Source organism: Streptomyces sp. NPDC056527 (assembly GCF_042794475.1).
Taxonomy (GTDB): domain Bacteria; phylum Actinomycetota; class Actinomycetes; order Streptomycetales; family Streptomycetaceae; genus Streptomyces.
Window position 1 is genome coordinate 1 of record NZ_JBHTTQ010000044.1, and the last position, 12,581, is coordinate 12,581.

The following is a 12,581-nucleotide window of genomic DNA, read 5'->3' on the forward strand; positions in this document are numbered from 1 at the left end:
GCGTCTGCTTATTTTTTTTAAACCACACACCAACCGGGGCTCCCCCCCCCAACACTCGGGGGGGCCGTGCGCGCGCCCCCCCCCGGGGGCTCGCACCCCCACGGCGGCACCTTCACGTTCGGCATCTTTGCGAACAGCCCGCACCCCGCCTGTTCCACCCGCATGTGACGTGTGGCACGATGCCCGCAACTCCTTCCGCACCATCGTCACAGGAGACATCCCGCGTGCAGCCCCCCGCCGTCACGGACCTCGCGCACACCCACGCCCGGCCGGTGCACTGGCTGGCCACCGCGACCGCCATGGCCGCCGTCGTGGCCGCCGCCGGCCTGCTGCAGCCCGGCGCCGCCACCGCCACCACGACGACCGCGGGCAGCGGGACCACCGCCCCACGACCCGCCCCCGACGCCGCGTCGGCCGACTATCCCCTGCAGTGCGGGGGAGCCCCCGTCAAGATCGCCCAGCGGGCGACGGGGGATCTCGACGGAGACGGGAACCCGGAAACCGTCGCAGTCGTACACTGCGAAGCCGGATCGGGGACGCCTCCCCACGCCGTCTACGTGCTGACCCACGCCAAGACCGGCCCGGACGCGCGCGTGGTCGCGACGCTCGTCGAGTCCTCGGAGCAGAAGAGCGTCTCGGGACTCGCCGTACGCGACCGGGCGGTCACCGCCACGCTGCTCGGCTACTCGTCCCCGGACGTACCCAGTTGCTGCCCCGACGAGCAGGAGCGCGTCAGCTGGCGCTGGCGGGGCGGAAGCTTCGTCCGCGCGGCTCAGGCCGACACGAGGAGTATGTGACGGGTCACTCCGCGTCAGGGCCGTAGACCTCGACCCTGTCCGAAACCCGGCGTACGTGGATGCAGTCGCCCGGGCATTCCTTCGCGGAGTCCACGACGTCCTGGAGCAGCGGCAGCGGGACCGGCGTCGTCGCCCCGGCGTCCTGCAGCAGCTCGTCGTCCGCGCTCTTCACATAGGCGAGCCCGTCGATGTCCAGCTCGAAGACCTTGGGAGCGTACTGCGCGCAGATCCCGTCCCCGGTGCAGAGATCCTGGTCGATCCAGACCTCCAGCGCCTCGCCGGCGCCCGTTGTCGGGGCCTCGTGCTGCACGGTCATGTCTCCTGCCGTTCCTGAGCGTCGAAAGAGATCGTTCTTCTAAGTCCGGTCAAGCCTGACGGGTGTTGACCACTCACGACGATACAACCGCCCGCTTTCCGATGTTGATGGGTGGGTATTCCACTGGCGTGAGGGGAAGCGCAAGGGTGAAGATCGGACACGCCTCGACAGTCTTTGTGATCTAGGGGTTTCAATCACCACCCACGCAGGTAGGGTCAGGAAGCGTCCAGCTCCCCTTGGAGGAGGTGAGGACCGTGGCAGCCCACGACGACGACATCAACCGCGGCATCCGGCCGGGGCGGGGGTCTGAAGACCCCGCCGGCCAGGTTGCCTATCTCGAGCAGGAAATCGCCGTCCTGCGCCGCAAGCTCGCCGACTCTCCGCGTCATACGAGGATTCTCGAAGAGCGGATCGTCGAGCTGCAGACAAACCTGGCCGGCGTGTCCGCGCAGAACGAGCGGCTCGCCAACACACTCCGTGAGGCCCGCGACCAGATCGTGGCCCTCAAGGAGGAGGTCGACCGGCTCGCACAGCCACCGGCAGGCTTCGGTGTCTTCCTGCAGGCCAATGAGGACGGCACCTGCGACATCTTCACCGGGGGCCGCAAGCTCCGGGTGAACGTCAGCCCCAGCGTCGAGCTCGACGAGCTCCGGCGCGGCCAGGAAGTCATGCTCAACGAGGCGCTCAACGTGGTCGAGGCCATGGAATTCGAGCGCGCCGGGGACATCGTCACCCTCAAGGAGATCCTCGAGGACGGCGAGCGCGCCCTGGTGATCGGGCACACGGACGAGGAACGGGTGGTCAGGCTCGCCGAGCCGCTGCTGGACATCACCATCCGCCCCGGCGACGCCCTCCTGCTCGAACCCAGGTCCGGCTACGTCTACGAAGTGGTCCCCAAGAGCGAGGTCGAAGAGCTCGTCCTCGAAGAGGTCCCCGACGTCGACTACACCAAGATCGGCGGCCTCGGCGGCCAGATCGAGATGATCAGGGACGCGGTCGAGCTTCCGTACCTCTACCCGGACCTCTTCAAGGAGCACGAACTGCGGCCCCCGAAGGGCATCCTGCTCTACGGTCCGCCCGGCTGCGGCAAGACGCTGATCGCGAAGGCCGTCGCCAACTCCCTTGCCAAGAAGGTCGCGGAGGTCACCGGCCAGCCCGCCGGCAAGTCCTACTTCCTCAACATCAAGGGCCCGGAACTCCTCAACAAGTACGTCGGCGAGACCGAGCGGCACATCCGCCTCGTCTTCCAGCGTGCCCGTGAGAAGGCGAGCGAGGGCACCCCCGTCATCGTCTTCTTCGACGAGATGGAGTCCCTCTTCCGCACCCGTGGATCCGGAGTCAGCTCGGACGTCGAGAACACGATCGTCCCGCAGCTGCTCGCCGAGATCGACGGTGTGGAGGGCCTGGAGAACGTCATCGTCATCGGCGCCTCGAACCGTGAGGACATGATCGACCCCGCGATCCTGCGGCCCGGCCGGCTCGACGTCAAGATCAAGATCGAGCGTCCGGACGCGGAGGCCGCGAAGGACATCTTCGCGAAGTACCTCACGTCTTCGCTGCCGCTGCACGCCGACGACCTCTCCGAGCACCAAGGCTCGAAGGAGGCGGCCGCCCACGGAATGATCCAGTCCGTGGTCGAGCAGATGTACGCGGAAACCGAGGAGAACCGCTTCCTCGAGGTCACGTACGCCAATGGCGACAAGGAAGTCCTGTACTTCAAGGACTTCAACTCCGGAGCGATGATCCAGAACATCGTGGACCGGGCCAAGAAGATGGCCATCAAGGCCTTCCTCGACCACAACCAGAAGGGCATCCGCGTCTCCCACCTCCTCCAGGCATGCGTGGACGAGTTCAAGGAGAACGAGGACCTGCCCAACACCACCAACCCCGACGACTGGGCCCGGATCTCCGGAAAGAAGGGCGAGCGGATCGTCTTCATCCGCACCCTTGTCACCGGAAAGCAGGGCGCGGACACCGGACGCTCCATCGACACGGTGGCGAACACCGGTCAGTACCTGTAGATCGCACACCGGCTGCGGATGTCCGGAACCTCGGACATCCGCAGCCGTCGTATTCCACCTCAGCAAAACAGTGAATCGATCTCCCCACCGGCGCGGAGTCGCTCTAGGCTCGTCGGTACTTGTTGCGCCGCACCCGAAGGGGAGCGCCGCCGGGCAAGGAGGGCCGCATGACCGTACGGCGAGTAATGGGCATCGAAACGGAGTACGGGATCTCCGTTCCGGGCCACCCGAACGCCAATGCCATGCTCACCTCGTCCCAGATCGTCAACGCCTACGCGGCGGCGATGCACCGGGCGCGCCGCGCCCGCTGGGATTTCGAGGAGGAGAATCCGCTGCGGGACGCCCGCGGCTTCGACCTCGCCCGCGAGGCCGCCGACTCCAGCCAGCTCACCGACGAGGACATCGGCCTGGCCAACGTGATCCTCACCAACGGAGCCCGGCTCTACGTGGACCACGCCCACCCGGAATACAGCGCCCCCGAGGTCACCAACCCCCGCGACGCCGTCCTCTGGGACAAGGCCGGCGAGCGGATCATGGCAGAAGCCGCCGAACGGGCCGCCCAGCTCCCCGGTGCCCAGCCCATCCACCTCTACAAGAACAACACCGACAACAAGGGCGCCTCCTACGGCACGCACGAGAACTACCTGATGAAGCGGGAGACCCCCTTCTCGGACATCGTGCGCCACCTGACGCCCTTCTTCGTCTCCCGCCAGGTCGTCACCGGCGCCGGCCGTGTCGGCATCGGCCAGGACGGCCGTGAGCACGGCTTCCAGATCAGCCAGCGCGCCGACTACTTCGAGGTCGAGGTGGGTCTGGAGACCACCCTCAAGCGCCCCATCATCAACACGCGCGACGAGCCGCACGCGGACGCCGAGAAGTACCGCCGGCTCCACGTGATCATCGGCGACGCGAACCTCTCGGAGATCTCCACCTACCTCAAGCTGGGCACCACGGCCCTGGTCCTGTCGATGATCGAGGACTCCTTCATCAACGTGGACCTCGCCGTCGACCAGCCCGTGCGCACCCTCCACCAGGTCTCCCACGACCCGACGCTCCAGCACCTGATCACGCTGCGCAGCGGCCGGACACTCACCGCCGTCCAGCTCCAGATGGAGTACTTCGAGCTGGCCAGGAAGTACGTGGACGAGCGGTTCGGCGCCGACGCCGACGAACAGACCAAGGACGTCCTGATCCGCTGGGAGGACACCCTCAACCGGCTGGAGCACGATCCGATGAGCCTGGCCGGCGAGCTGGACTGGATCGCCAAGCGGGAGCTCATGGAGGGCTACCGGCGCAGGGACAACCTGGAGTGGGACGCGGCCCGGCTGCACCTCGTGGACCTGCAGTACGCCGACGTACGCCCCGAGAAGGGCCTGTACAACCGTCTGGTGGCCCGTGGGCGCATGAAGCGGCTCCTGGACGAGTCCGAGGTCGAAAGGGCCGAGACGAAGCCTCCGGAGGACACCAGGGCCTACTTCCGTGGGCGCTGCCTGGAGCAGTACGCGGACGACGTGGCGGCCGCGTCCTGGGACTCGGTGATCTTCGATCTCCCGGGCCGCGACTCGCTCCAGCGGGTGCCGACCCTGGAGCCCCTGCGGGGCACCAGGAACCACGTGAAGGAGCTGCTGGACCGGTGCAGGACCGCGGAGGAACTGGTCCGCGTCCTCTCGGGCGGCTGAGAGCGTGCCGCCCGGCGCGGCTGAAATGCCCGGGCGCTGGGAATCATGGGACTAGTGCCCGGACGTTGTACCAAACTGCGGGGCCGAAGTCAGACCTGGCTTGTAGGGTCTGATCTTGAGAGACCCAACCGAGCGGGCCGATTCGAGCGGGGTGAGGGATATGGCGACCAAGGACACCGGCGGCGGACAGCAGAAGGCGACGCGTTCCACGGAGGAGGTCGAGGAGGCGACCGCGGAGGAGACCTCCGACCTCAAGGAGCGCCAGGAGAAGCTGAGCGACGACGTCGACTCCGTGCTGGACGAGATCGACGACGTACTTGAGGAGAACGCCGAGGACTTCGTGCGCTCCTTCGTGCAAAAGGGTGGCCAGTAAGGTCGCCTGACCTTCGAACCGAAGGTCGGGGCGGGGTGACCCAGGCGGTTGCCGGACGGTGCGGGCGAAGCTGCCCGTGCCGTCCGGTCGCAAGCGATGAGCCGGGAACCACTGCGGCGGGCCGCCCCCGAAGTCCATGTTGATCATCGTCACGAGACGGGTAGGGTCCGTGGCGTACCGTGCTTCAACTGCAATTCGGCCATCGGCAAGTTGGGAGACGATCCCGACACACTGCGGCGGGCCATCTCATACTTGGAGGGACACGCGTGGAAGCCAACACTCGTAGCACCGGGCGTCTACCAGCTGCCTTCCTGACGCCGGGCTCGTCCTCGTTCCTGGACTTCCTGTCCGACCACTCGCCGCAGCTGCTGCCGGGCAACCGGAAGCTGCCCGAGGGGGTCGTCGAGGCGCCCCACGGCACCACGATCGTCGCCGTGACCTTCCCCGGTGGCGTGGTGCTCGCCGGTGACCGGCGAGCGACCATGGGCAACATGATCGCGCAGCGCGACATCGAGAAGGTGTTCCCGGCCGACGAGTTCTCCGCCGTGGGCATCGCCGGCACCGCCGGTCTCGCAGTGGAGATGGTCAAGCTGTTCCAGCTGGAGCTGGAGCACTTCGAGAAGGTGGAGGGGGCGACCCTCTCCCTGGAGGGCAAGGCGAACCGCCTGTCCACCATGATCCGCGGCAACCTCGGGATGGCCATGCAGGGCCTCGCCGTGGTGCCGCTCTTCGCCGGCTGGGACGAGGGCAAGGAGAAGGGCCGGATCTTCTCCTACGACGTGACCGGCGGCCGCTCCGAGGAGCACGGCTTCGCCGCGACCGGTTCCGGTTCGATCTTCGCCCGAGGCTCTATGAAGAAGCTCTTCCGCCCCGACCTGACGGAGGAGCAGGCCACCACGCTGGTCGTGCAGGCCCTGTACGACGCCGCCGACGACGACTCGGCGACCGGCGGCCCGGACCTGTACCGCCACATCTACCCCATCGTCACCGTCATCACCGACGAGGGCTTCCGCAGGCTCACCGAGGAAGAGTCCCAGGCGCTCGCCCGCTCGGTCACCGATCGGCGCCTCGAGCAGCCCGACGGTCCCCGCGCGGCCCTGCTCTGATCACTCGTCGTCAGTTGAACCCAGAAGAAAGGGACGGGTAGCCGGTGTCGACTCCGTTCTACGTCTCACCCCAGCAGGCCATGGCCGACCGGGCGGAGTACGCCCGCAAGGGCATCGCCCGAGGCCGCAGTCTGGTCGTCCTTCAGTACACCGACGGCATCGTGTTCGTCGGCGAGAACCCGTCCCGCGCGCTGCACAAGTTCAGCGAGATCTACGACCGGATCGGTTTCGCCGCGGCCGGCAAGTACAACGAGTACGAGAACCTGCGGATCGGCGGCGTCCGCTACGCCGACCTGCGGGGCTACACCTACGACCGGGACGACGTGACGGCCCGGGGCCTGGCGAACGTGTACGCCCAGACGCTGGGCACGATCTTCTCCAGCGCCGGTGAGAAGCCGTACGAGGTGGAGCTGGTCGTCGCCGAGGTCGGCGCGGAGCCCGAGGGCGACCAGATCTACCGCCTGCCGCACGACGGCTCGATCGTGGACGAGCACGGTTCGGTCGCCGTGGGCGGAAACGCGGAGCAGATCAGCAGCTTCCTCGACCAGCGGCACCGCGACGGCATGTCGCTCGCCGAGGCGCTGAAGCTGGCCGTGCAGGCGCTGTCGCGGGACACCAACGGCAGTGAGCGGGAGATCCCCGCGGAGCGGCTGGAGGTGGCGGTCCTGGACCGTACGCGCCCGCAGCAGCGCAAGTTCAAGCGGATCCTCGGACGTCAGCTGGTCCGTCTCCTGGAGGCGGACAACGCGGCGATCGCCAAGACGGACGAGCCGTCGGACGACATTCTGGATGACCTGGACGACATGGAGGACTAGGTCCCTCCTCGCCCGCTGGATGGCCCCGGTCCGCTTCGGCGGGCCGGGGCTTCGTCGTGCTCAGTCGGGGGCCGGGCCGGAGGAGCCGCGGGGCATCAGGGTGACCGGGAGGTCGCCGGGTGCGGGGGTCTCGCCCGCCAGGACGGCGAGGAGAGCGGCCATACCGCGCTCGCCGACGCGCTCGGCGGGCAGGCGGACGGTGGTGAGCTCCGGTTCGACGGCGGTGGCCAGGGCCAGATCGTCGAAGCCGGTCACGGAGACGTCCTCGGGGACGCGCAGGCCGAGCCGGCGCACCGCCTTGCAGGCGCCCGCGGCGAGGATGTCGTCGTCGCAGACGAGGGCGGTGGGCCGCGGGCCGGGTCCGGTGAGGGCGCGCTCGGCGGCGGCACGGGCGCCGTCCACGTCGAGGGGGGCGCGCACGGTCCGCACCGAGGCGCCGCGCAGCGCGTCGGCGAGGACGGCGGCCCGCACGTCGAAGGTCCAGGACGGCACGGCCGAGGCGAGATGGACGAAGCGGCGGTGGCCGAGCGCGAGGAGGTGCCCGGTGACCTGGCGCATCCCGTCCGCGATGTCGAGGTTGACGTGGGCGGCGGCGCCGGTGTCGGAGGGGTCGCTGTCGAGCATGACCAGCGGCAGGTCGGTGCCGTGGAACGCCTTGAGCGCGTCGGCGGCCATGGAGGAGGCGATCACCCCGTCGAGCGCGGCGCGGGCGGAGGCGAAGGGGTCCTTCGCCGGGCCGACGCCGTCGGGGGAGGGGTAGAGGACGACGCCGAAGCCGTGGCGGGCGGCGACGGTGGCCGCGCCCGTGTAGACGCGGGCGAAGAACTCGTTGGTGAGCGCGGGGACGACGAGGAGCGCGGTCCTGGTGCGGCCGAGGCGGAGGTTGCGGGCGGCGAGATTCGGCCGGTAGCCGAGTCCGCTCGCGGCCTCCCGTACGGCCTGCGCGGTCCGCTCGGAGACGCGGCCACGCCATTTGTCGCCGAGTACGAGCGAGACCGTCGCCTGGGACACTCCGGCGGCCCTGGCGACGTCCCGGCTGGTGGGCCGCGCTGCGCTGGGGGGTTCCGGGGTCTGCACTCGTTGCCTCCGCGAGGGATGGGTTGCCGCCGGCGGGGTGGACCCGCGGGATGCCGCCATGGTACGTATGACCCAGGAAGTTATACGTAAAACCTCAGGGTGGGGCACTGGGGGAGAGGAGACGGACATGGCCGGCGAGGCCAAGGAGAGCAGCGGCTATCTCGACATCCTCAGGGCACCGCACGCCCTGAGGCTGCTCACCGGCACTCTGGTGGGCCGGCTCCCGAACGGCACGGGGCCCATCGCCATCGTGCTCTTCACCCGCTCGGAGGGCGGCAGCTACAGCCTGGCCGGCGGGCTCACCGCCGCGTACGGCCTCGCCACCGCCGTCGGACAGCCCCTGCTCGGACGGGCCGTCGACCTGAAGGGCCAGCCGCGTGTCCAGCTGCCGGCCGCGATCGTCTCGGCCCTCGGCATGATCGTCCTGGCCGTGGCCGGAATCAGCCCCCTCGTCCTCGCCTACGCGGCCGTCGTCGTCGCCGGGCTCTTCACACCGCCCCTCGAAGGCGGACTGCGCGCCCTGTGGCCCAGCGTGCTCGGCCGCGAGGACCGGGTCCACCGGGCCTACGCCATGGACGCCGTCGCCCAGGAGGTCATGTTCACCGTCGGACCGTTGCTGGTGACCCTCCTGGTCGCCCTCTGGTCACCGGCCGCGGCGCTCCTCGTCATCAACGTCCTGGGCATCCTCGGCGCGCTCTCCGTCGTCCTGTCCGAGCCCTCGCGCGCGTGGCGCTCGGAGCCCCGCGAGGCCCACTGGCTCGGCGCCCTGCGCTCACCCGGCCTGCTGGCCCTCCTCGGCTCGTTCTTCTTCGTCGGGCTCGCCCTCGGCTCCATCACCGTCGCGGGCCTCGCCTACGCCGACGACCAGGGCAACGAATCGGCGTACGGCTGGCTGATGGCCGCGCTCGGCCTCGGCGCGCTGATCGGTGGTGTCCTCTACGGCGCCCGGCGCTGGGCAGGAGCCCCCGAGCGACGCCTGCGGGTCATCATCGGGCTGCTCGCCCTCGGCTATCTGCCGCTCATGCTGACGCCCGGTGTCGTGCCGATGACGGCGCTCGCCGCCCTCTCCGGCGTCTTCCTCGCCCCCGCCCTCGCCTGTGGCTTCATCGTCGTCGACCGGCACGCGCCCAGCGGCACCGTCACGGAGGCCTTCTCCTGGCTCGTCACCACCTTCGGTGTGGGGGCGGCCCTCGGCTCGGCCGTCGCGGGGCCGGCCGTCGAACTCGCCGGAACCACCGCGGGCTTCGGCGTCGCCGGAGCCGGTGGTTTCGTGGCCCTCCTCGTCCTCCTGGCCACCGGGCGGGTCCTCGCCGCCCCCGGTCGCAGTGTGCGACACGCCGTCAGCGGGGGCACCGGGAGCAGCGGACACGCCGAAAAGAACGAGCACTCATCGGAAAATGATCGAAACGGGGCTGTCGAACCCGGTTTCAGCTCAGGCCATCAGGCGTAATGTTCAGACATGGACCGCCGCATTTTCGGGCTGGAGAACGAGTACGGCGTCACGTGCACGTTCAGGGGACAGCGCCGACTGTCTCCTGACGAAGTGGCGCGCTACCTCTTCCGCCGTGTTGTGTCATGGGGCCGCAGCAGCAATGTCTTCCTGCGGAACGGCGCCCGCCTGTACCTCGACGTGGGTTCGCATCCGGAATACGCAACACCCGAATGCGACAACGTGACCGAACTGGTCACGCACGACAAGGCGGGCGAACGCATTCTCGAAGGCCTGCTCGTCGACGCCGAACGCCGCCTGCACGAGGAGGGAATCGCCGGCGACGTCTATCTCTTCAAGAACAACACCGACTCGGCGGGAAACTCCTACGGTTGCCACGAGAACTATCTCGTCGCCCGCCACGGAGAGTTCTCCCGGCTCGCGGACATCCTCATTCCCTTCCTCGTCACCCGACAGCTCATCTGTGGCGCCGGAAAGGTGCTCCAGACCCCGCGCGGCGCGGTCTACTGCGTCTCCCAGCGGGCCGAGCACATCTGGGAGGGCGTCAGTTCCGCGACGACCCGTTCCCGACCCATCATCAACACCCGTGACGAGCCGCACGCGGACGCCGAGCGTTACCGCAGGCTGCACGTCATCGTCGGCGACTCGAACATGTCCGAGACGACCATGCTGCTCAAGGTCGGCGCTACCGACCTCGTGCTGCGCATGATCGAGGCGGGCACCGTGATGCGCGACCTGACCCTGGAGAACCCGATCCGGGCCATCCGCGAGGTCAGCCACGACATCACCGGCCAGCGCAAGGTCCGCCTCGCCAGCGGCCGCGAGGCCTCGGCCCTGGAGGTCCAGCGCGAGTACTACGAGAAGGCCGCCGACTTCGTCGACCGCCGGGGCATCCGTACGGGCACGGTCGCCCAGGTCCTGGAGCTGTGGGGCCGCACGCTGGACGCCATCGAGGCCGAGGACCTCGACCGCATCGGCACCGAGATCGACTGGGTCATGAAGTACAAGCTCATCGAGCGGTACCGGGCGAAGAACAACATGACCATGTCGCACCCCCGGGTCGCCCAGATAGACCTCGCCTACCACGACATCCACCGCCGCCGGGGGCTCTACTACCTCCTGGAGAGGAAGGGTCAGGCGGCCCGGATCTGCAACGACCTGAAGATCTTCGAGGGCAAGTCGGTGCCCCCGCAGACCACCAGGGCGCGGCTGCGCGGCGATTTCATCCGCCGCGCGCAGGAGCAGCGGCGGGACTTCACCGTCGACTGGGTCCACCTCAAGCTCAACGACCAGGCGCAGCGCACGGTGTTGTGCAAGGACCCGTTCCGGTCGGTCGACGACCGGGTGGAAAAGCTGATCGCCGGAATGTAGGACATCGCTGTACGAAGTGCCAGGGCCCCGTGCGTTTCGCGTGCGGGGCCCTTGGCCTGCCCGAAGGGTCCCCTAGAGTGTCGGACAACTACTGTGCCGTCTGAGATCTGAGGAACACGTGCGCCGACTTGCCGGCCTACTGGTCGTCCCGCTGCTGCTGCTCTCGACAGCGGCCTGCGGCAGCGATGACAAGGGCTCCGATAACGCCTCGATGAAGAACGGACTGCCCGCCATCACCGCGGGTGAGAAGTTCGGGGAGAAGCCCACTCTCGCGAAGGGGGAGGGCGACCCGCCGAAGGAGCTCAAGGTCAATGTGATCAGCGAGGGTGACGGCGCCGTCACGAAGAAGGGTGACGCGCTCCAGGTGAACTACCTGGGTCAGGCCTGGGACTCGACGACGCCCTTCGACAACAGCTTCGACCGGGGCCAGCCCTTCGAGCTGACCCTCGGCGCCGGTCAGGTCATCAAGGGCTGGGACCAGGGCCTGGAGGGCCAGAAGGTCGGCAGCCGCGTCGAGATCGGCATCCCGCCGGAGCTCGGTTACGGTGCGCAGGGGCAGGGCGACATCAAGCCCAACGCCACCCTCGTCTTCGTCGTGGACATCCTGAAGGCCACCACGGTCCCCAAGTCCGCCGAGGGCACCGAGGTCGCCCAGGACAACAAGGACCTGCCGAAGGTGGGTACGAACACCGACGGCAAGGCGCCCTCGCTGACCGTCCCGAAGGTCGACCCGCCGACCAAGCTCGTCTCCAACTACGTGCTGGAGTCCAAGGGCGAGGTCGTCAAGGCCACCGACACGGTCGTCGTGAACTACGTCGCGGCGCTGTGGAAGGACGGCAAGGTCTTCGACTCGACGTACGCGACGGGCAAGACCGCCAACTTCCCGCTCGACCAGCTGACGCTCAAGGGCCTGAAGAACGGCATCACCGGCAAGAAGGTCGGCAGCCGCATCCTGATCGTCGCCCCGCCGTCCGAGGCCTTCGGCGACCAGGAGCAGCAGGGGATCCCGAAGGGCTCCACGCTGGTGTTCGCCCTCGACATCCTGGCGAAGATGTAAGACTGTCCCGGTCGCGTAGTTCATCGTTTCGTTTGCGCGGTTCATCAGTTTGAGGAGCACACTGCAGTGAGCAGCATCGAGAAGCCCGAGGTCGACTTCCCGGGCGGCGAGCCGCCGGCCGACCTGGAGATCAAGGACATCTGGGAGGGTGACGGCCCCGAGGCCAAGGCGGGCGCCATGGTCTCCGTCCACTACGTGGGCGTCTCCTTCTCCACCGGCGAGGAGTTCGATTCCTCGTGGAACCGTGGCACTCCGCTGCAGTTCCAGCTCGGTGCCGGCCAGGTCATCGCCGGTTGGGACCAGGGCGTGCAGGGCATGAAGGTCGGCGGCCGCCGCCAGCTGATCATCCCCGCCCACCTCGCCTACGGCGACCGTGGCGCCGGCGGCAAGATCGCCCCGGGCGAGACCCTGATCTTCGTCTGCGACCTGGTCGCCGTCTGATCGGTCACGTCACGACCTGAAACGGTCACTCGAGGGTCCCCGTCGTACGGCGGGGACCCTCGGCTTTTGTCACGACAC

Annotated in this window: 12 protein-coding genes and 1 pseudogene; 11 read left to right on the forward strand and 2 right to left on the reverse strand. The window is 68.5% G+C overall.

From position 1 onward, the window contains the following. The first annotated feature begins 224 nt into the window (after positions 1 to 224). Positions 225 to 797 (forward strand): hypothetical protein, encoded by a 573-nt coding sequence (locus ACFQ7Q_RS21295; protein WP_383557487.1) that lies wholly within the window; start codon positions 225 to 227, stop codon positions 795 to 797. 4 nt (positions 798 to 801) lie between these two features. On the opposite strand, the gene ACFQ7Q_RS21300 is transcribed toward ACFQ7Q_RS21295, so the two are convergent. After that, positions 802 to 1,113: a ferredoxin gene (locus ACFQ7Q_RS21300; protein ID WP_383557490.1), complete on the reverse strand. Its 312-nt coding sequence runs from the start codon at positions 1,111 to 1,113 to the stop codon at positions 802 to 804. A gap of 254 nt (positions 1,114 to 1,367) precedes the next feature. On the opposite strand from ACFQ7Q_RS21300, the gene arc reads away from it, so the two are divergent. From arc to prcA, 6 genes and pseudogenes are all read left to right on the forward strand, one after another. After that, positions 1,368 to 3,134, forward strand: a complete 1,767-nt coding sequence (gene arc / locus ACFQ7Q_RS21305; protein WP_383557493.1) for a proteasome ATPase — start codon at positions 1,368 to 1,370, stop codon at positions 3,132 to 3,134. Positions 3,135 to 3,301: 167 nt separating this feature from the next. Continuing rightward, positions 3,302 to 4,813 carry a depupylase/deamidase Dop gene (gene dop, locus ACFQ7Q_RS21310; RefSeq protein WP_383557496.1) on the forward strand — a complete coding sequence of 504 codons (1,512 nt, stop codon included), beginning with the start codon at positions 3,302 to 3,304 and terminating at the stop codon, positions 4,811 to 4,813. A 160-nt stretch (positions 4,814 to 4,973) separates the two neighbouring features. Then, positions 4,974 to 5,186: a ubiquitin-like protein Pup gene (locus ACFQ7Q_RS21315; protein ID WP_383557498.1), complete on the forward strand. Its 213-nt coding sequence runs from the start codon at positions 4,974 to 4,976 to the stop codon at positions 5,184 to 5,186. Between the two features lie 123 nt (positions 5,187 to 5,309). Continuing rightward, positions 5,310 to 5,501, forward strand: a pseudogene (locus ACFQ7Q_RS21320) (endonuclease domain-containing protein); the annotation flags it as partial. Further along, the gene (prcB, locus tag ACFQ7Q_RS21325; RefSeq protein WP_383557501.1) at positions 5,453 to 6,292 is read left to right on the forward strand and encodes a proteasome subunit beta; all 840 of its coding nucleotides are present in this window, start codon (positions 5,453 to 5,455) and stop codon (positions 6,290 to 6,292) included. The pseudogene ACFQ7Q_RS21320 and the gene prcB, both read left to right, overlap by 49 nt. Before the next feature lie 44 nt (positions 6,293 to 6,336). Continuing rightward, positions 6,337 to 7,107: a proteasome subunit alpha gene (gene prcA, locus ACFQ7Q_RS21330; protein ID WP_376434454.1), complete on the forward strand. Its 771-nt coding sequence runs from the start codon at positions 6,337 to 6,339 to the stop codon at positions 7,105 to 7,107. Between the two features lie 60 nt (positions 7,108 to 7,167). On the opposite strand, the gene ACFQ7Q_RS21335 is transcribed toward prcA, so the two are convergent. After that, the gene (locus ACFQ7Q_RS21335; protein ID WP_383557504.1) at positions 7,168 to 8,184 is read right to left on the reverse strand and encodes a LacI family DNA-binding transcriptional regulator; all 1,017 of its coding nucleotides are present in this window, start codon (positions 8,182 to 8,184) and stop codon (positions 7,168 to 7,170) included. A 127-nt stretch (positions 8,185 to 8,311) separates the two neighbouring features. Between ACFQ7Q_RS21335 and ACFQ7Q_RS21340 the strand changes: the two genes are divergently transcribed. The 4 genes from ACFQ7Q_RS21340 to ACFQ7Q_RS21355 all read left to right on the forward strand — a co-directional run bounded on the left by ACFQ7Q_RS21340 (position 8,312) and on the right by ACFQ7Q_RS21355 (position 12,503). Next, a complete protein-coding gene (locus ACFQ7Q_RS21340) occupies positions 8,312 to 9,634 on the forward strand; it encodes an MFS transporter (protein WP_383557507.1) in 1,323 nt (440 codons plus the stop codon). 9 nt (positions 9,635 to 9,643) lie between these two features. Further along, positions 9,644 to 11,005: a Pup--protein ligase gene (gene pafA, locus ACFQ7Q_RS21345; protein ID WP_137990376.1), complete on the forward strand. Its 1,362-nt coding sequence runs from the start codon at positions 9,644 to 9,646 to the stop codon at positions 11,003 to 11,005. 118 nt (positions 11,006 to 11,123) lie between these two features. Further along, entirely contained in the window at positions 11,124 to 12,062 is a 939-nt protein-coding gene (locus ACFQ7Q_RS21350; protein WP_383557509.1) for an FKBP-type peptidyl-prolyl cis-trans isomerase, read from the forward strand. A gap of 66 nt (positions 12,063 to 12,128) precedes the next feature. Continuing rightward, on the forward strand, positions 12,129 to 12,503 hold the full coding sequence (locus ACFQ7Q_RS21355) for an FKBP-type peptidyl-prolyl cis-trans isomerase (protein ID WP_383557512.1): 375 nt from the start codon (positions 12,129 to 12,131) through the stop codon (positions 12,501 to 12,503). The last annotated feature ends 78 nt before the right edge of the window (positions 12,504 to 12,581 follow it).